Raw genomic sequence first — 19,013 nt, forward strand, 5'->3', positions numbered from 1 at the left:
TCCGGTTCACGGCCGGTGGCTCACTCGGCCCTCGGCCGGCGGGCGGACCGCGACCAGGTCTGCGGCGAGCAGCGCCGACCACCAGGTCTCGACGTTCGACAGCGATCCGGAGATGATCCGTGGCTGGTCGCCCTCGGTGAGCAGGGTCAGGGCCGAGCCGTCCGGCCAGGCCAGCACCCAGCCGGCGATGTGTGGAAGCTCGTCCTCCGGCGCCAGCTCGGCGTCCTGGCCGCGGTAGAGGGCGCACAGTCGGGGCGCTTCGTCGAGGGCGATCACGTCCAGGTGGTCGGTGGCGCTGGTCTCGGGTAGCAGCTGGGGCATGGGGGTGCCTCCTCCTTCGGGCTGGGGATCCGGCAATGTAGACGAGACACAGTGAATCGTGAAGAAAGAGAAACAAGCCAGCGAACGGTTCACTAGGTACGACACAGACAGTATTGCCCTGGTTACAGGTGAGGACAAGGTCTGTTCTTCGGCGAGGCGTGGAAAGTGCGTATTGACAGAAGCCTGCCTGGTCAGGGTGGGGTTCGGGGGTCCGCTGCGGCCGGTGGGGTGCCGGCTCCCGGCTCTCGGCACCCGCACCGTCGGTGATGGTGGCGGCAGGGCAGGATGTACCTCGAAGGAGGGCGGCAGAGCATGGCTGGTCGGATCCGGGACGAGGACATCTCGCTGGTGCGGGAGCGTACGTCGATCGCCGACATCATCTCGGAGAGCGTCACACTCAAGTCGGCCGGTGGCGGCAACCTCAAGGGGCTCTGCCCCTTCCACGACGAGAAGACGCCGTCGTTCACCGTGGCACCTGGCCGGAACGTGTACTTCTGTCACGGTTGTGGCAAGGGTGGGGACGCGATCACCTTCCTGATGGAGGCCGAGCATCTCACCTTCGTCGAGTCGGTGGAGCGGCTCGCTGCCCGTGCCGGGATCCAGCTGCGCTACATCGAGGCCGGTCCCGCGCCGGTCCGCCAGCAGACCGGTCAGCGGCAACGACTGACCGCGGCACACGCCGCCGCGGTCGAGTTCTACGTCGACCGGCTGACCGACCCGGCGGCCCGGCCGGCCCGCGAGTTCCTCGCCCGCCGTGGGTTCGACCGGGCGACCGCCGAGCGGTACGCGTGCGGGTTCGCCCCGGACGCGTGGGACGAGTTGACCCGGCATCTGCGCCAGCGGGGCTACACCGCCCAGGAGCTGATCACCGCTGGGCTGGCCCGCCAGGCCCGGTCCGGCTCGTTGATCGACCGCTTCCGGCGCCGCCTGCTGTGGCCGATCCGGGAGCTCGGTGGCGACGTCATCGGCTTCGGCGCGCGTAAGCTCTTCGACGACGACGACGGACCAAAGTACCTGAACACCCCGGAAACCCCGATCTACAAGAAGTCTCACGTGCTGTACGGGATCGACCAGGCGAAGCGGGAGATCGCCCGGCAGGGCAGGGCGGTGATCGTGGAGGGCTACACCGACGTGATGGCCTGCCACCTGGCCGGGGTGCCGACCGCCGTCGCCACCTGCGGCACCGCGTTCGGCGCGGACCACATCGGCGTACTGCGCCGGCTGCTGATGGACACCGAGGCGGTCGCCGGGGAGGTCATCTTTACCTTCGACGGGGACGCGGCCGGGCAGAAGGCGGCGCTGCGCGCGTTCGAGGAGGATCAGCGTTTCGTCGGGCGTACCTTCATCGCGGTCAGCCCGGACAACATGGATCCGTGCGATCTGCGGCTGGCAAAGGGCGACCTCGCGGTGCGCGACCTGGTCGCGCGCCGGGAACCGCTGGTCGACTTCGCGCTGCGGCAGGTACTGAGCCGGTTCGACCTGGACACCGTCGATGGCCGGGTGGAGGCGATGCGGCGGGCCGCGCCGCTGGTGGCGAAGCTCAAGGACCGGGACAAACGCCCGGAGTACGTGCGCAAGCTCGCTGGCGACCTCGGGATGGAAATCGAACCGGTGCAGCGGGCAGTGCTTGCGGCGGCGGCCGGGCCGCAGCGGACCGCTGGCGGCCGGGCGGCGGTGCCTGAGCCGGCGGCGCCGAAGCCGCGCAACGAGCCGGACGATCCTCAGACGTTGGTCGAACGGGAGGCGTTGAAGCTCGGGCTCCAGGTGCCGGTGCTCGCCGGTCCGATGTTCGACAATCTCGGCGCGGAGGTCTACCAGCATCCGGTACACGCCGTGCTGCGGGACGCGATGGCGCAGGCCGGCGGGGCCGCAGCCGCTACCACCGGAGCGGTGTGGATCGAGCGGGTCCGGGACAACTGCGCCGACCTCGCGGCCCGGGCGTTGGTCGCCGAGCTGGCAGTCGAACCGCTGCACGTCGACCGGGAGGCGGACCCGTACTACGTCTCGGTGACCCTGGCCCGCCTGCAGTGGGGAGCGGTCACCACCCGGATCAGGGAGCTGAAGTCGAAGGTGCAGCGGATCAATCCGGTGACCAACCAGGACGAGTATCTGACCCTGGCCGGAGAGCTGTTCTCCCTGGAACAGCATGCGCGTGCGTTGCGCGAACAAGCCGTGGGAGGGTTGTGACGGTGTGGAGTCTGTTTCGGCGTAGCGCGCGGCTGCCGGCCGACCAGCGGCCGCCGCTGGACCGTGACGAGCGGGTGCTGGCCTGGAGTGGGACCGCGACCGGCACGCTGGTCGTCACCAACCGGGGCCTGTGGTTGCCGGGCCGGGCCACCCGGCTCGGCTGGCACCGGGTGCACAAGGCGGTCTGGTCGGGCGAGACGCTGGTCGTCACGCCGGCCGAGACGGTGTCTGAGCACGACGGTTACACCGTGGTCGCCGACGGGCCGGCAATCTCGTTCGACCTCTCGGACCCGGGAGACGTTCCGGATCAGGTCCGGACCAGGGTGACCCGGTCGGTCGGCTACAGCATGCACCACCAGCTGGATGGTGGTGGGGCTCGGGTGGTGGGCCGGCGGGTGTCCGGCATCGACGGCCTGAGCTGGACGGTGCGCTACGACGCCGGCGTCGACACCGACGCGGCCTGGCTGCCCGAGCGTACCGCCGAATTGGTGGCCGCGGCCCGGGCGTCGGTCGAGCAGCAGCCGTGACCGGCCGCGGTGGTGGAGCCGTCCGGTGGCGGATGCGCCCGGGGTCGGGCAGGTCGGCTCAGCTGGCGGTGAAGACGTGGTCGCTGATCATCCGGGTAGCGCCGATCAGACCGGTCTGGTCACCCAGCTCGGACAGGACGATCGGCATGTCGCCGGTGGCCAGCGGCAGTGAGCTGCGGTAGACGACGCCTCGGATCTCGGCCAGTAACGCGTGACCCATTCCGGCGAGCCCGCCGCCGATCACCACCATCCCTGGGTTGAAGAAGCTCACCAGTCGGGCCAGCACCTGACCGACGCGTCGTCCACCGTCGCGGACCATGCCGACCGCGACCGGGTCGCCGGCGGCGGCCGCCCGGGTGACGTCCAGCGCGGTGAGCGTGCCGATCCGGGCGAGTTGTTCGGCGAGCTGGTCGGAACGCCCGGCTCGGGCGGCGGCGACCGCGTCGCGGGTCAGCGCCGCACCGCTGAAGTACGCCTCCAGGCAGCCGACGTTGCCGCAGAGGCATTGCGGCCCGTTCTCGTCGACAGCGGTGTGGCCGATGTCGCCGGCGCAACCGTTGGCCCCCCGGTAGACGTACCCGCCGACCACTATCCCGGCGCCGATCCCGGCGCCGATCTTGACGAACAGGAAGTCGTCGAACGAACGGGCGATGCCGGCGTGTTTCTCACCGAGCGCCATGATGTTGACGTCGTTGTCGACCAGCACCGGGCAGCCGAGTTCGGTGCTGAACATCTCCCGTACCGGAAAGCGGTGCCAACCCGGCATGAACGGTGGCGAGACCGGCACGCCTTCGTGGAAACTGACCGGACCGGGCACCCCGATGCCGGCGCCGGTGAACCGCGTGGTGCCCGAGTCGGCGGCCAGTTTGGTGACCAGTTCGAGGGCCTGCGCGATCACCGCTGTCGGACCCTTACGCAGCTCGGTGCGCTCGGCCAGCCGGGCCACGACCTGCAGTTCGCCGTCGGTGAGCGCCACGTCCAGAGTGCTCGCGCCGATGTCGATGCTGAGGAAGCGGGTGGCGGCGGCGATCCGGACGATCGACGACGGACGACCGCCGCGGGACGCGGCCGGACCGGCGGTCTCCACCAGACCCCGGTCGATCATCCGGTCGAGCTCGGTGGCCACCTTCGACCTGGAGAGGCCGACCGCGTCGCCGAGTTCGGCGCGCGAGCACGGGCCGTCTCGGAGCAGGCGCAGGATCTGCGCCTGATGCGTGTTCTCCGGCCACACTCCCAACACGTTGGTCATTGTCCTTCACCTGGGTCCGGCACGTGGCGTCGTCCGACGTGGAGGGCCGGTGGACACGCGGGCGGAGCGGACCGGCGTGGGCAGGGATCGGGCGAGGTGACGAACTCGCCCGCTGACCCAGGAATAGTGAGCCAGGATGGCAAACTTAGTGCATCAAAGCGTAAACTTCAAGATGCTCGTACAGTACTTTGTCCCCGATCTGGCGGAAGGTGCCTGCTTGCGAAACTCGCTGGCGTCCCTGTCGGGGCCGCGCGGTAGCGTCGGGGCCGTGACTGAACGGGGTAGCGGGCCACTCATCCACGCACGCGGTCTGGTCAAGCGGTTCGGGGCGTTCACCGCGGTCGCCGGCATCGACGTCGATGTCGCGCCCGGTGAGGCGTTCGGCTTCCTGGGGCCGAACGGCGCCGGCAAGAGCTCCACCATGCGGATGGTGGGCTGCGTCTCCCCGCCCAGCGGCGGCACCCTGCGCATCCTCGGGATGGATCCGCAGCGGGACGGCCCGGCGATCCGGGCCCGGCTCGGCGTCTGCCCGCAGCTGGACAACCTCGACCAGGACCTGACGGTACGGGAGAACCTGGTCAGTTACGCCCGCTTCTTTCAGATCCCGCGCCCGGTCGCCCGGCGACGCGCCGACGAACTGCTCGATTTCGTGCAGTTGCGCGACCGGGCGGGCAGCAAGGTGGAGCCGCTGTCCGGCGGCATGAAACGCCGGCTCACCATCGCCCGTGCCCTGGTCAACGAGCCGGACATCGTGCTGCTCGACGAGCCGACCACCGGGCTGGACCCGCAGGCCCGGCACCTGGTGTGGGAGCGGCTGTTCCGGCTCAAGCAACGGGGTGTCACCCTGGTGCTGACCACGCACTACATGGACGAGGCCGAGCAGCTCTGCGACCGACTGGTGGTGATGGACGGCGGTCGGATCGTCGCCGAGGGCTCGCCGCGGGACCTGATCACCCGCTACTCCACCCGGGAGGTGGTCGAACTCCGGTTCCCGACCGACGACCAGGACAGCTTCGCCGACAAACTGGGCGGAATCGCCGAACGGACCGAGGCGCTGCCGGACCGGATCCTGCTCTACACCGGCGACGGCGACGGGGCGCTCAACGAGGTGCACCGCCGTGGGCTGGCGCCGACCAGCGCGTTGATCCGGCGCAGCGGTCTGGAGGACGTCTTCCTGCATCTCACCGGCCGGACCCTGATCGACTAGAATCGGCCGGGGATGATCGCGCAGACCGACCGGCTGTCACTACGCCGCTTCACCATCGACGACCTGCCACTGCTCGTCGAGCTGGACAGTGACCCCGAGGTGATGCGGTACCTCACCGGAGGCAGACCGACCCCGGCCGAAACCGTACGCCGCGAGGTCCTGCCTGCGATCCTGCGTGACTATCTTCGCTTTCCGGGCTTTGGCAAGTGGGCCGCCATCGAGCGCTCCAGCGGCGCCTTCATCGGCTGGTTCGCGCTGAAGCCGGCCGCCGCCGGTCCGGCCGGTGTCGGTCCCGCCAGCGGTGTGGTCAACGGCCGGGGTGGTCGGCTGGCGATCACCGAGGTGGAGCTCGGGTACCGACTGCGGCGCGCCTCCTGGGGCCGGGGGTACGCCTCGGAGGGTGCCCGAGCGCTGCTGCGGATGGCGTTCGACCACCCGACCGTCGACCGGGTCTTCGCCGAGACGATGGCGGTCAACGTCGCCTCGCGGCGGGTGATGGAAGCGGCCGGGTTGCGCCTGGCCCGCTGCTTCCACCTGCAGTGGGACGATCCGATTGAGGGCGTCGAGCACGGCGAGGTCGAATACGAGGTGCGCCGAATCGACTGGGCGGAGCGCGTCGCGGCGCCGGCGATCGAGCGCAACCGCCCGCACTGACGGCGGGGCCGCACTGACAGTTGGGTCGCCGAAACTTCGGCCTGGTAGCGCCGCGTCTGACCCAGTTCACCGAACGCTTCGAGCCGTACCCGCCATTCTCGTGCTGTCCACCACGGGCGACACCGAGCGGCGGTGGTTGGCAGCTGGGCAGGCGCTGCAACGGGTGCTGTTGCTGACCACCGTCGAGAACTTGGCGACCATCCCGGGCGGCGGACCCGGGAGACGGAAATCCCGGTGAGGATGTCCGGCCGTCGCCGTAGAGTACGCCGGGCCGGTAGATCCCGGGCGGTCGGGCCGGGGCGTCGTTTCCACGATGTCGTACCCGGGCGGTACAACATCGGCCGGGGACCGGGTACGGGGAGGGCGACGACGGATGTCCGGGACAGACACTGGCGCGACGCCGACGGCCACGACAACCGCGCGATCGACCGGGGCGCGGGCCCGGAGCTGGTTCGGGCCGGCGTCGAGCGTCCTGGAAGCGAACCTGACCGGCTACCGGCGGACCTGGCGGTCGTCGGTCTTCTCGTCGTTCCTGCTGCCGCTGTTGACGGTGCTCAGCTTCGGTGTGGGGGTGGGAGCCTACGTTGACCAGGGGGTCGGTGGGTTCAGCTATCTCGACTGGATCGTCCCTGGTCTGATCGCTTCCACCGCGTTGCAGGTGGCCATCGGGCAGTCCTCGTGGCCGGTGCTGGGCGGGTTCACCTGGCAACGAACCTACTACTCACAGATAGCCGCTCCGCTACGGATCGCCGACATCGTCGGTGGGTTGCTCGCCTTCGTCCTGCTGCGGGTGCTGGCCAGTGCCGTGGCCTTCCTCGCGGTGGCCGCCGCGTTCGGTGCGCTGCATTCAGGTTGGGCGGTGCTGACCCTGCCGGTGGCCGTGCTGCTGGCAGCGGCCGTCGCCCTGCCGGTGGCCGCCTTCGCGGCCACCATCCGCAGCGACAGCTACATGGTCATCGTGTTCCGGTTCGCGGTCATCCCGATGACCCTGTTCGCCGGAGTGTTCTTTCCGGTGGAGTCGCTGCCGGTGACAGTGCGCTGGCTGGCTTACCTGTCGCCGCTCTGGCACGGGGTCGACCTGTGCCGGGCGGCCTCGCTCGGCACCACGCCCGCCTGGTCCGTCCCCGGACATCTCGGCTACCTGAGCCTCTGGGTGGCGGCCGGATGGTGGCTGGCCGTCACCCGGTTCCGCAGGCGTCTGATCCACTAGAGAGCGTCTGATCCACTAGAGGAGGCAAACGGTGGTGACCCTCGTCCTGCCGCAGGTGCTCGGGGTCGGCGCGGCCGTGCGGCGGGCCGGGTCGGTGATGGAGCGCAACGCGGCCGCCCTGAAGTCCGCGTACTGGGTGGTGATGATCTCCGGGGTGGTCGAGCCGTTGCTCTACCTGTTCTCGATCGGTGTCGGCGTGGGCCGGCTGATCGGGGACATCGCCCTGCCGGGCAGCGGGGCCGTCATCGGGTACGCCGCGTTCGTCGCGCCGGCGATGCTCGCCGCCTCGGCGATGACCGGCGCGTTGTCGGAAACGACTTTCAACTTCTTCGCCAAGATGAAGTTCGTCAAGCTCTACGACGGGATCCTGGCCACCCCGGTTCGTCCGACCGAGTTGGCCTTCGGCGAGCTCGGCTGGGCGATGGCGCGGGGCAGTATCTATTCGGCGACCTTCCTGCTGGTGATGGTCGTGATGGGGTTGACGACCGTCCCGCGGGCGCTGCTGGCGTTCCCGGCGGCGGTACTGGTCGGGTTCGCCTTCGGTGGGCTCGGCATGGCGCTGTCCACCTACATGCGTAGCTGGCAGGACTTCGACTTGATGGGCTCGGCCCAGTTCGCGGTCTTCCTGTTCTCCGGGACGTTCGTGCCGGCGGAGGCGTACCCGTCGGTGCTGCGTTGGCTGGTCGAGCTGACCCCGCTGTACCGGTCGGTCCATCTGATCCGGGCGATCTCCGTGGACACCGTCGGGTGGACGCAGTTGGTCGACGTCGGCTACCTGGTCGGGGTGACGGTGCTCGGGCTGACCGTCGCCGGGCGTCGGGTAGGTCGGCTGCTCTGCAACTGACGTCCTAAAGCACCCTTCTGCGACAGTCATCGATCTTGCCGGGTCCTGTCGTACAGACTTCTGGCTGGCGGAAGACAAAGCCATCGGTAGTTCACCTGAAAGTTTAGTTCGACGGGGTCATTCTTTCCCTGGTCTCCGGGGCTGATGTCTGCCCCAGACGTAACACCAGCGACACAGCGTCGTAAACGCCGGTCGCGACCAGGGCCACCAGGCCCGAGCTGTCTCCCGCCAGGGGCATGGCGGAGACAGCTGCGGTTCGGGGTCGGTGCCCGCCACCGCGGCACCGACCCGAACCCACCCATCCGAACCTCTCCGCCCCGGGGTCGTGCGTTTCGGCGGCGTGCGGCTCCGTACACCCCGACCCTCCTCACTCGTCATCGGCGGCTCTGCGAGCCGCTGCAGAAAGGTGGACAGAATGGACGAGGTGCTACGCCGCAACGGGCAACTCTCGCCACCCAATCCGGCGCTCACCCGCCGCAACATCCTCGCCGCATCGGCCGGTGCCGCTGCCGTGCTCGGTGCGGCCGGGCTGCCGGTGCTGCAGACCAGCCGTCCGGCCCGGGCCGGACGGCTGGTCGGTGGACCCGCTGATCCCCGAGCAGAACCGGGGCATCATCCTCTTCTCGGTCCGGGACCGCATCCGGGCCGCTCCGGACGACAGCGGCGTGCCGTACGGCTTCGAGCGGGTCCTGGCCCGCCTGGCGGAACTCGGTTACAAGGAGGTCGAGTTCGCTGGTTACACCCAGAGCGAGGAGATCCTCGGACGGCAGATCACGCCGACCGAGATCCGCAAGATCCTGGACGACAACGGCCTGGTCGCAAACGGCACCCACGCCAGGATCAATGCGGAGACGTTCCAGCAGGAGCTCGACATCGCCGAGGAACTCGGCATGAAGAACATCGGCACCGGCAGCGACCCGACCCGCAGCGACTACCAGTCGGACTGGAACGAGGCCGCTGACCTGTGGAACGAGCTCGGCCGGCAGGCCCGGGAACGCAAGATGCGGCTCTACACCCACAACCATGACGCTGCGTACAACTTTCTGCTCGACTCCGGCCCGCTGGACGAGCAGGGACGGCCGACCCGTTCGTCCGGTGTCCGCAAGGTCGAGTACTTCATGGCCAAGACCGACGCGAAGTACGTCTACTTCGAGATGGACATTTACTGGGGCTACGTCGCCCGGCACAAGCACCACACGTTCATCAACTCGGCCGGCAAGGAGCGGACCCGGGTGTTCGACCCGATCCTGACCGTGGCCCGTCGGCCCCGGCGGTTCCCGCTGTTCCATGCCAAGGACGGCAACAAGAACTCCGAGCTGAGCAACGGCTACGAGATGACGCCGATGGGCGACGGCGACATCAACTTCCAGCAGTTCTTCCAGACCATCGGGCACTACGACTTCCACCACGCCAACTGGGAGCAGGACACCGCTCCCGGTGGATCGGAGAACCCAGGTCAGTCGCTGGAGGTCGCCGAGCGCAGCTACCAGCACATGTCGGAACTGACCGTCTACAGCCAGAGCGAGTGATCCACCGGTCGCCAGTCACCCGGCACGGCGGCCACTGATCCAACCGTGTGAACCGACCGGGGTGCCGGCCGCCGCCGCGGCGGCGGCCGGCACCCCGGTTCCGCGTGTCCGGGCTCCGCCCTCGTTGCGCGAGGGCCGATCGGTCGATCCCTCGTGCCCTGAACCAGATACATCGGGCCAGGTTAACTTCGGTTCGGGTAGGTGCCCCAACTTCTGTCACGATCAGAAAAAGTTTTGCTTCAGTAGACCGAAACTCTGGACACGAGACTGAGAAGACTCTTAGTGTTTCGGTCACGACACGCCGAGGTCGCCTCGGTGTTACTCACTGTCGGAGGTGGACCCCATGCGTACGGCGGATCCTCTGCACCTCCAGCTGCTGCGACTGCTGCGGGACAACGGACCGGTCTCCCGGGCCGAGCTCGCAGACCAGCTGGAGATTCCCCGCCCTCGCCTGCTGTCCGAGTTGGAGCGGCTGGTCGCCTCCGGCTTCGTGACCGAAGCAGGGATGGCCGCCTCACGGGGCGGCCGCCGCTCAACCCTGGTCGAGCTCAACCCGGACCTGCGGTTCGCCGCGATCGACCTGGGCGCCAGCTCGGTCGACGTGGAGATCACCAACGGCCGGCTGGAGCCGGTGGCCGCGTACACCGAACCCGCCGACATCCGGCAGGGGCCAAAGGTCATCCTGCACCGAATCAACGAGCTGCTCGCCAAGGCCCGGGTCGAAGGGGTGCACGAGCGCCTCGACGGTATCGGCATCGGGGTACCCGGGCCGGTCAGCTACCGCGACGGAGTGCCGGTCTCCCCGCCGATCATGCCGGGCTGGGACCGGTTCCCGGTCCGCGAGCTGCTCGCCCGGGAGCACGGCTGCCCGGCGGTGGTGGACAACGACGTGAACATCATGGCCATCGGGGAACGGCACGGCGGCGTGGCCCACTCGGTCGACGACTTCCTGTTCGTCAAGCTCGGCACCGGCGTCGGCTGCGGCATCTACCTCGCGGGCCAGGTCTACCGGGGGATCGACGGCTGCGCCGGCGACATCGGCCACATCCAGGTCGACTCGCACGGTCCGATGTGCTCCTGCGGCAACGCCGGATGTCTGGAGGCGCTGTTCAGCGGTGCGGCGCTGGCCAAGGAGGCGGCCGCCGCCGCCCGGGCCGGCACCTCTCCGGCGCTGGCCGAGCGGCTCACCCAGCGGGCCGAGCTCACCGCGCGTGACGTTGCCGAGTGCGCCATGGAAGGCGACGTCACCTGCATCCGGCTGATCCGCGACGGCGGCCGACGGCTCGGCGGCGTCCTCGCCGGTCTGGTCAGTTTCGCCAACCCGTCGATGATCGTGATCGGTGGTGGTCTGGCCCACCTCGGGCACATCCTGCTGGCCGAGATCCGCAGCGTGGTCTACCGGCGGTCGCTGCCGCTGGCCACCGGCAACCTGCCTGTCGTGCTGTCCGAGCTGGGCTCGCGGGCCGGCGTGACCGGCGCCTCCGTGCTGGCCAGCGACGTCGCCTTCGAGCAGGCGTCGTGAGCGCCCCCGAGGCCACCGGCGCCGTGCCGGTTGACGAGCCCGGCGGCACCCCGGCCGTGGCTGCCGGCGGCGACGTGGTGCTGCGGCTGACCGATGTCGTGAAGACCTTCCCCGGGGTACGCGCGCTGGACGGGGTGCAGCTCGAGGTGCGCGCCGGGGAGGTGCACTGCCTGCTCGGCCAGAACGGGGCCGGCAAGTCGACCCTGATCAAGGTGCTGGCCGGCGTGCACCGCCCCGACTCCGGGCGGGTCGAATGGCAGGGCCGACCGGTCCGGTTCGCCAATCCGCAGGCCGCGATGAGGGCCGGCATCGCCACCATCTACCAGGAACTCGACCTGGTCGACGACCTCTCCGTGGCGGAGAATGCCTTCCTCGGCCACGAGCCGCGGACCGCGGGCTTCGTCCGTCGGTCGGCGATGGCCCGACGCACCCGCGACATCCTGGGCCGACTCGGCCACGCCGAGATCCGACCCCGCGGGCTGGTCCGGTCGCTGCCGGCGGCCGGCAAGCAGGTGGTCAGCATGGCCCGGGCACTGTCCCACCAGGCCAAGCTGATCATCATGGACGAGCCGAGCGCGGTGCTTGCCCACGACGAGGTCGAGAACCTGTTCCGGATCATTCGCGAACTGACCGCTCAGGGCATCGCGGTCATCTACATCTCGCACCGGTTGGAAGAGATCCGCGAGATCGGTGACCGGGTCACCGTACTCAAGGACGGCCGGACCACCGCGCAGAACCTGTCGGCGCAAACCACCCCAACCAAGGAACTGGTCAGCCGGATGACCGGCCGGTCGATCGAGTACGTGTTCCCACAGCGGGAGCCCAACCCGCACGGGGAGCAGCTGCTGGAGGTGTCCCGGCTCAGCCGCGCGGGGGAGTTCAGCGACGTCTCACTGACTGTCGCACGGGGGGAGATCGTCGGCATCGCCGGTCTGGTCGGTGCGGGTCGTTCGGAACTGCTGGAGACGATCTTCGGAGCCCGGACCGCCGACACCGGCAGGGTCACGATGGCCGGCAAACCGGTACGGGCCGGCAGCGTCGGTGCCGCAGTGCGGGCCGGCATGGGCATGGCGCCGGAGGAACGCAAGAGCCAGGCGCTGCTGCTGGGCGAACCGATCTTCCGCAACATCACGCTGGCCACCTTCGGTCGCCTCGCCCGGGTTGGGTTCACCGACGCCGGCCGGGAGGTCAGCGCCGCCGAACGGGTGGCCGGCTCGCTGGAGCTGCGTCCCCGGGGTGTGCACCGTCCGGTGCGCCAGCTCTCCGGCGGCAACCAGCAGAAGGTGGTGGTCGGCCGGTGGCTGCTCGGTGACACCCGGCTGCTGCTGCTCGACGAGCCGACCCGGGGCGTCGACGTCGGTGCCCGGGCCGAGCTGTACCAGGTGATCCACGACCTCGCCGCGCAGGGCGTGGGCGTCCTGCTGGTCTCCAGCGAGGTGCCCGAGGTACTGGGGCTGGCTGACCGGGTGCTGGTGATGCGGGAAGGACGCGTCGTCCACCACGCCCCGGCCGGTGAGATCGATGAGGAAACCGTGCTCGATCTCGTCATGTCGGGGTCGGCGAAGGAAAGTGCCACGGCGTGACCGGGCGACCCGACCGGTTGGCCAGCGGCCAGCCGGTAAACGAAGGAGTAGGACTGTGACCGCGGAAGAGGCCACGGCGACCGTACCCGGTAAGGAGAAGCCGGCAGCGCCGCCGGCGCACGGCGCGGACGAACCATCCCGGCAGAGCTGGTGGCGTTCCGACGCCAGCGAGTACGCCCGCCGCAACCTGTGGCTGGTCGGCGTCCTCGTCATTCTGGTCATCATCGGTGCTGCCACCCGGCCCGACCTATACAGTGACCCTACCTGGGTCCGCAACAACATCTTCACCATTTTGCAGCAGGCCTCCGCGATCGGCGTGGTCACCGTCGGTATGACATTCGTGATCATCGCCGGCGGCATCGACCTGTCGGTCGGCGCGATCATGGCGCTGGCCGGGGTATGGGCCACCACGGTAGCGACCCAGAGTTTCGGCCCCGGCGGCATGATCTTCACCGCTGTCGTGGTCGGGATGTGCGTCGGGCTGGTCAACGGAGTGCTGATCTCGTACGGCCGGCTGGTGCCGTTCATCGCCACCTTGGCGATGATGGTGGCTGCGCGAGGGCTGGCCGCGCTCATCTCCGGCAAGCAGACCCAAATCTCCACCTCGTCGGTGATCAACGGAATGGCCACCCAGCGGATCCTCGGAATCCCGTTGCTGGTCGTCATCCTCGCCGCGGTGGTCGCCGCCGGCTGGGTGCTGCTCAACCGCACCACCTTCGGCCGACGCACCGTCGCCATCGGCGGCAACGCCGAAGCGGCCCGGCTCGCCGGGATCAACGTCCGGTGGCACACGCTGCTCATCTACGGACTGTCCGGGCTGTGCTGCGGCATCGGCGCGATCATGCTGACCGCGCAGGCCAACTCGGCCCAGGCCGCTATGGCCAACCTGTACGAGCTTGACGCGATCGCCGCGGCGATCATCGGCGGCACGCTGCTCACCGGCGGTCGCGGCACCATCATCGGCGCCCTGTTCGGGGTGCTGGTCTTCTCCACCATCACCAACCTGTTCGCCATCAACGGACTATCCACCGAATCCCAGAACATGATCAAGGGCGGGATCATCGTGGTGGCCGTTCTCATCCAGCAGTTCCGGTTCAACTCCCTCAGTCAGCTCTTCAACCGAAGAACCGTCTGACTCCCACCTGACACACCCATCCACCGCCCGGTGGCCGTCGACTTCCGACGGTCGCCAGGCCCCGCACACCCCGATAACCCCTCGCCATTGCGATCCAGGAGGTCGTCATGACCGCTTTCTCCCGCCGGACACTGTTCGGCGCGCGCGGTGCCGCCGCCGGTGACATGTCCCGCCGTCGGCTGCTCGCCGGTGGTGCCGCAGTCGGTGCTGGTGTACTGCTGAGCGCGTGCACCAGCAACGAAGCCGCCCCGACCAACACCCAGACGCAGGCAGCCAACCAGGGCAACCCCAACTCCGAGCCCGGTGAGACCGTCACCATCGGCTTCTCCGCCCCGGCGGCCGACCACGGCTGGCTCGCGGCGATTACCAACAACGCCCGGGCCCAGGCTGAGGCGTACTCGGACGTCGAGTTCCTCACCGTCGAGGCAGGTGCCGACGCTGCCGCTCAGCGGGCCGCGTTGGACACGCTGATCTCGCAGAGTCCGGACGTCATCGTGATGCTGCCGCACGACGGAGCTGAGCTCACCGCCAGCGGTCTGCAGGCCATGGAGGCCGGCATCCCGGTGGTCAACCTGGACCGGGCGTTCACCCAGGCGCTCGCCTACCGTACTCAGATCAAGGGCGACAACTACGGCATGGGCGTGTCGGCGGGCAACTACATCGCCGCTCAGATGCAGGAGAAGGGCATCGCCAACCCGGTGATCGCCGAGATCGCCGGGATCGACGCGCTGGAGTTGACCCAGGAGCGGTCCGCCGGTTTCAAGGACGCCCTCGAGGTACACGGCTTCACCGTCGCCAACCGGCGGGCGGCCGAGTTCACCGCCGACTCCGGTCAGCGCGAGGCGGCCAACCTGCTGCAGGCCCTGCCGGAAATCGACGCCATCTGGAACCACGACGACGACCAGGGCATCGGGGTACTGGCCGCGATCAGCCAGGCCAACCGGTCGGAGTTCATCATGGTCGGCGGTGCCGGTTCGCGGGCGGCGATGGAGGCGATCCAGGCCGACGACAGCGTGCTGAAGGCGACCGTCACCTACAGCCCGTCGATGGCCTCCTCGGCGATCTCGCTCGCCCGCCTGATCGCGCAGGGCCGGGGCATGTCCGACCTGGTCGAGCTGCAGGTGCCCAAGGAGATCATCCTGGCCTCGGAGACCATCACCAAGGAGAACGCGAGCGAGTACCTGCCGCTCGGGTTCTGACCTTTTCGGGGAGGCTTACCTTGTCCGCTGAACACAACGAACTGCGGGTCGGCATGGTCGGCTACGCGTTCATGGGCGCCGCGCATTCGCAGGCCTGGCGAACCGTGAACCGGGTCTACGATCTGCCGGCGCGGGTCCGGATGACCGCAGTGTGCGGCCGGGACGAGTCCAAGGTGGCCGAGGCCGCCGACCAACTCGGCTGGGAGTCGTACACCACCGACTGGCGGGCGCTGATCGCCCGGGACGACATCGACGTGGTCGACATCTGTACGCCGGGTGACAGCCACGCCGAGATCGCCATCGCGGCACTCGCCGCCGGCAAGCACGTGCTCTGCGAGAAGCCACTGGCCAACACGGTGGCCGAGGCGCAGCAGATGGCCGACGCGGCTCGGGCCGCCCGGGCCGGCGGCGTCCGGTCGATGTGCGGATTCAACTACCGGCGGGTGCCGGCGGTGACGTTGATGCGTCAACTCGTCGCCGACGGCCGGATTGGAACGATCCGGCACGTGCGGGCGGTGTACCTGCAGGACTGGATCCTCGATCCGGAGTTTCCGTTGGTCTGGCGGTTGCGCAAGGACAAGGCGGGTTCCGGGGCGCTGGGTGACATCGGTGCGCACATCATCGACGCCACCCAGTTCGTAACGGGCCAACGGATCGCCCGGGTGAGCGGGCTGACCGAGACGTTCGTCAAGCGGCGGCCGCTGCCGGCCGGTTCCAGCGGGCTGACCGCTTCGGCCGGCGGCGGGTCCGCAGACGACGCCGAACCGGCCACCGGCGAGGTCACCGTCGACGACGCCGCGCTGTTCATGGCCCGGCTCGACGGTGGGGCGGTGGCCAGCTACGAGGCGACCCGCTTCGCCACCGGACGCAAGAACGGGTTGCGGATCGAGATCAACGGCTCGCTCGGGTCGGTCGCGTTCGACTTCGAGCGGATGAACGAACTGGAGTTCTTCGACGCCACCCGGCCCGCGGCCGAGCAGGGCTTCACCCGCATCATCGTGACCGAACCGGAGCACCCGTACCTGTCCGCCTGGTGGCCGCCCGGCCACGGCATCGGGTACGAGCACTCCTTCACCCACCAGGCCCGTGACTTCGTCGCGGCGCTGGCGGCCGGAGACGATCCGACACCGTCCTTCGACGACGCACTCCAGGTCCAGCAGGCGCTGGCCGCGGTGGAGCAGTCGGCCGGGCTCGGCGAATGGGTCACCGTGGATCCGGTGAAGACCACGGCACCGGCCTGAGCGGCCCGACCTTCGTGGCAAGGTCTGGAAACCGAGACTCCTCGTCCCGTGGGCGAGGGTCACCCGGCGCGGTTGCGCCCCGCGCCGGGTGATCCGCGGGTACGAGGACGGCTCGTCCGGCGTGACCGGATCGGGATTCCCCGGTCACGCCGGACGGCCAGCAGGGCGTACCAGAAGACTCTGGCGGACGTGGCACCGCGCCAGGGGTGAGGCACCAACCGTAACTGTCCGTCTACAACGGAATCAGTGCCCACGGTGAGGCGTGAGCCTCCCGAACCCCCGGAGGAACGACTGATGAGTAGATCCGCCCGGCGATGGCTTGCCGTCGCCGCGGGTGCGGCACTCGCCGCACCCATGATCACCACCGCGCCAGCGGTCGCCCACGACGGCCACGAGCACCACGACGACTACCAGGTGCTGGTCTACACCCACAGCGAGGAGGCGGCCCAGCCGTCGACCGCCAAGGGTGTCAACGCCATCCGTACCCTCGGCAAGAACAACGGCTTCACGATCGACGTGTCCCGCAACGGGACCAGCTTCACCAGTGCGAACCTCGCCAACTACGCGGCAGTGGTGTTCATCAACAACACCGGTGACGTGCTCGACGACGCGCAGCAGGAAGCGTTCGAGGACTACGTCAAGGCCGGCGGTGGCTACCTCGGCGTGCACCTCGCGGTGGACGCCGAGCCGGACTGGGCCTTCTACCGTGGCCTGGTAGGCACCACCTCGACCGGCACCAGCGCCAGCGGTGCCGGTGTCATCGACGTCGTCGACCGCTACCACCCGTCCACGGCCACGATGCCCCGCGAAGTGATCGTCGAGGACGAGTACCTCAACTACACCGGCAACGTCCGGGGTGTGCAGCACGTGCTGGCCAGCGTCGACCCGACGTCGCTGGACGGCAGCAGCATGGGCGCCGACCACCCGATCTCCTGGTGCCAGGACTACCAGGGCGGCCGGTCCTGGTACACCGGTCTCGGCGCCTCGGCGGACACCTTCACCATCGGGGCGGTCCGCAAGCACCTGCTCGGTGGCATCGAATGGGCTGCGGGCATCGCCGAGGGTGACTGCGGCGCGACCGTCGAGTCCAACTACGAGCGCGTCGTTCTCAACGACCAGCCCGGTGAGCCGATGACTCTCGCGGTGCTGCCCGACGGCCGGGTGCTGCACAACACCCGCGCCGGTGAGATCCGTCTGTACGACCCATCGTCGGGGGCCAGCCCGGTCATCAACAACCTGGACGTCTACCAGCACGACGAAGACGGCCTGCAGTCGGTGACCCTCGACCCCAACTTCGCCGAGAACAAGTGGGTCTATCTCTACTACGCGCCACCGCTGGACACTCCGGTGGACGACCCGGCCACCCCGGGCGTCAACGAGGGCGACGCACCGGCCAACAGTGACGACCCGAGCGTCTGGGAGCCGTTCAAGGGCTACAACCTGCTCTCCCGGGTCAAGTTCGTCGAGGAGCCGACCCCGCACCTGGACATGTCGACCGAGCAGGAGATCCTCAAGGTCGACACCGACCGGGGCGCCTGCTGCCACGTGGCCGGCGAGGTCAAGTTCGACGGCCGGGGCCTGCTCTACCTCGTCACCGGCGACGACACCAACGCCAGTGGCTCGGACGGCTACACCCCGATCAACCGGTCGGCGACCCGGGGTCCGGCCTACGATGCCGCGCGCTCCTCGGCCAACACCAACGATCTGCGGGGCAAGGTGCTGCGGATCCGCGTCAAGGACGACGGTAGCTACAGCATCCCGGCCGGCAACCTGTTCCGGGAGTCGCAGGACGTCGATGACAAGACCCGTCCGGAGATCTTCCTGATGGGCCTGCGCAACCCCTTCCGGTTCGACGTCGACGACCGTGGCTTCGTCTACATCGGTGACTACTCGCCGGACTCGCGCAACCCGGACCCGCAGCGGGGCCCGGAGGGCACCGGCCGGTGGTTCGCGACCAAGACCGCAGGCAATTACGGCTGGCCGTACTGCTACTCGCCGACTCTGCCGTACATCGACTACGACTTCGAGACGGGAACCTCGGGCGAGCCGTTCAACTGCGCCGCGCCGATCAACGACTCGCCGCGCAACACCGCTCTGAGCGTGCTGCCGCCGGTCGAGCAGCCGCAGTTCTGGTACACGTTCAACGCCACCACCACTTGCCGGGACAGCTACCTGGTCGACCCGGTCGGCAGCTGTGACTTCCAGTGGCCGGTGATCGGCACCGGCGGTGTCGGTCCGATGGGTGGCCCGATCTACAAGTACGACGAATCGCTGGAGTCGGAGTACAAGCTGCCGGCGTACTACCACGACACGGTGTTCTTCGGTGAGTTCAGCCGGGACCGGATGTTCAACCCGGCGAGCTGACCGGTCCGTGGGCCGGTGGCCGGCCGGCCACCGGCCCACGGACGACGACCCGGTAACCGCCGGGGCGGGCGCACCACCCGTCCCCGGCCGGGGACCGACCAGCAGTACCGCGGCCGGCGTGAGCCGGCCGGGGACAACTCAATGCGGGGGAGGCAGGGCCGAACGCCGAACGTCCCTGCCTGCCACAGCCCCGTCCGTCCGGTCGACCGGGCCCGCGACGGTGTCGTTGACGCCGACCTCG

The 19,013-nt window shown here is 69.1% G+C and carries 15 protein-coding genes; 13 read left to right on the plus strand and 2 right to left on the minus strand.

What is annotated here, in order from left to right:
• Positions 1-6: 6 nt before the first annotated feature.
• Entirely contained in the window at positions 7-321 is a 315-nt protein-coding gene (locus ACFHW1_RS07420; protein ID WP_416554448.1) for a hypothetical protein, read from the minus strand.
• Positions 322-606: 285 nt separating this feature from the next.
• Between ACFHW1_RS07420 and dnaG the strand changes: the two genes are divergently transcribed.
• Positions 607-2,508, plus strand: a complete 1,902-nt coding sequence (gene dnaG, locus ACFHW1_RS07425; RefSeq protein ID WP_416554450.1) for a DNA primase — start codon at positions 607-609, stop codon at positions 2,506-2,508.
• A gap of 2 nt (positions 2,509-2,510) precedes the next feature.
• The gene (locus ACFHW1_RS07430) at positions 2,511-3,035 is read left to right on the plus strand and encodes a hypothetical protein (RefSeq protein WP_416568114.1); all 525 of its coding nucleotides are present in this window, start codon (positions 2,511-2,513) and stop codon (positions 3,033-3,035) included.
• A 58-nt stretch (positions 3,036-3,093) separates the two neighbouring features.
• On the opposite strand, the gene ACFHW1_RS07435 is transcribed toward ACFHW1_RS07430, so the two are convergent.
• The gene (locus tag ACFHW1_RS07435) at positions 3,094-4,284 is read right to left on the minus strand and encodes an ROK family transcriptional regulator (protein WP_416554454.1); all 1,191 of its coding nucleotides are present in this window, start codon (positions 4,282-4,284) and stop codon (positions 3,094-3,096) included.
• Positions 4,285-4,552: 268 nt separating this feature from the next.
• Between ACFHW1_RS07435 and ACFHW1_RS07440 the strand changes: the two genes are divergently transcribed.
• From ACFHW1_RS07440 to ACFHW1_RS07490, 11 genes are all read left to right on the plus strand, one after another.
• Complete coding sequence (locus ACFHW1_RS07440; protein WP_416554457.1) at positions 4,553-5,491, plus strand: ABC transporter ATP-binding protein; 939 nt, start codon at positions 4,553-4,555, stop codon at positions 5,489-5,491.
• A 12-nt stretch (positions 5,492-5,503) separates the two neighbouring features.
• Entirely contained in the window at positions 5,504-6,145 is a 642-nt protein-coding gene (locus ACFHW1_RS07445; protein ID WP_416554459.1) for a GNAT family N-acetyltransferase, read from the plus strand.
• Positions 6,146-6,518: 373 nt separating this feature from the next.
• A complete protein-coding gene (locus ACFHW1_RS07450) occupies positions 6,519-7,355 on the plus strand; it encodes an ABC transporter permease (RefSeq protein WP_416590564.1) in 837 nt (278 codons plus the stop codon).
• 31 nt (positions 7,356-7,386) lie between these two features.
• Positions 7,387-8,199, plus strand: a complete 813-nt coding sequence (locus ACFHW1_RS07455; RefSeq protein ID WP_416554463.1) for an ABC transporter permease — start codon at positions 7,387-7,389, stop codon at positions 8,197-8,199.
• A gap of 578 nt (positions 8,200-8,777) precedes the next feature.
• Positions 8,778-9,728: a sugar phosphate isomerase/epimerase family protein gene (locus ACFHW1_RS07460; protein WP_416615122.1), complete on the plus strand. Its 951-nt coding sequence runs from the start codon at positions 8,778-8,780 to the stop codon at positions 9,726-9,728.
• 343 nt (positions 9,729-10,071) lie between these two features.
• Complete coding sequence (locus ACFHW1_RS07465) at positions 10,072-11,250, plus strand: ROK family protein (protein WP_123602931.1); 1,179 nt, start codon at positions 10,072-10,074, stop codon at positions 11,248-11,250.
• A gap of 74 nt (positions 11,251-11,324) precedes the next feature.
• Positions 11,325-12,833: a sugar ABC transporter ATP-binding protein gene (locus ACFHW1_RS07470; protein WP_416568128.1), complete on the plus strand. Its 1,509-nt coding sequence runs from the start codon at positions 11,325-11,327 to the stop codon at positions 12,831-12,833.
• Between the two features lie 55 nt (positions 12,834-12,888).
• On the plus strand, positions 12,889-13,968 hold the full coding sequence (locus tag ACFHW1_RS07475) for an ABC transporter permease (protein ID WP_416554468.1): 1,080 nt from the start codon (positions 12,889-12,891) through the stop codon (positions 13,966-13,968).
• A 107-nt stretch (positions 13,969-14,075) separates the two neighbouring features.
• Positions 14,076-15,167 (plus strand): substrate-binding domain-containing protein, encoded by a 1,092-nt coding sequence (locus ACFHW1_RS07480; RefSeq protein ID WP_282231735.1) that lies wholly within the window; start codon positions 14,076-14,078, stop codon positions 15,165-15,167.
• A 53-nt stretch (positions 15,168-15,220) separates the two neighbouring features.
• Positions 15,221-16,408, plus strand: a complete 1,188-nt coding sequence (locus ACFHW1_RS07485) for a Gfo/Idh/MocA family protein (protein ID WP_416615160.1) — start codon at positions 15,221-15,223, stop codon at positions 16,406-16,408.
• A gap of 294 nt (positions 16,409-16,702) precedes the next feature.
• The gene (locus ACFHW1_RS07490) at positions 16,703-18,772 is read left to right on the plus strand and encodes a ThuA domain-containing protein (RefSeq protein ID WP_416615124.1); all 2,070 of its coding nucleotides are present in this window, start codon (positions 16,703-16,705) and stop codon (positions 18,770-18,772) included.
• The last annotated feature ends 241 nt before the right edge of the window (positions 18,773-19,013 follow it).

Origin of the sequence: Micromonospora sp. LOL_014, from assembly GCF_048060245.1 — a bacterium.
Taxonomy (GTDB): Bacteria; Actinomycetota; Actinomycetes; order Mycobacteriales; family Micromonosporaceae; genus Micromonospora_E.

What these genes read in the sequence shown, in the direction of transcription:
- ACFHW1_RS07480 (WP_282231735.1), top strand. Translation starts at nt 14,076, where the DNA reads ATGACCGCTTTCTCCCGCCGGACACTGTTCGGCGCGCGCGGTGCCGCC.
- ACFHW1_RS07450 (WP_416590564.1), top strand. Translation starts at nt 6,519, where the DNA reads ATGTCCGGGACAGACACTGGCGCGACGCCGACGGCCACGACAACCGCG.
- ACFHW1_RS07465 (WP_123602931.1), top strand. Translation starts at nt 10,072, where the DNA reads ATGCGTACGGCGGATCCTCTGCACCTCCAGCTGCTGCGACTGCTGCGG.
- ACFHW1_RS07490 (WP_416615124.1), top strand. Translation starts at nt 16,703, where the DNA reads ATGAGTAGATCCGCCCGGCGATGGCTTGCCGTCGCCGCGGGTGCGGCA.
- ACFHW1_RS07420 (WP_416554448.1), bottom strand. Translation starts at nt 321, where the DNA reads ATGCCCCAGCTGCTACCCGAGACCAGCGCCACCGACCACCTGGACGTG.
- ACFHW1_RS07485 (WP_416615160.1), top strand. Translation starts at nt 15,221, where the DNA reads ATGGTCGGCTACGCGTTCATGGGCGCCGCGCATTCGCAGGCCTGGCGA.
- ACFHW1_RS07435 (WP_416554454.1), bottom strand. Translation starts at nt 4,284, where the DNA reads ATGACCAACGTGTTGGGAGTGTGGCCGGAGAACACGCATCAGGCGCAG.
- dnaG (WP_416554450.1), top strand. Translation starts at nt 607, where the DNA reads ATGTACCTCGAAGGAGGGCGGCAGAGCATGGCTGGTCGGATCCGGGAC.
- ACFHW1_RS07445 (WP_416554459.1), top strand. Translation starts at nt 5,504, where the DNA reads ATGATCGCGCAGACCGACCGGCTGTCACTACGCCGCTTCACCATCGAC.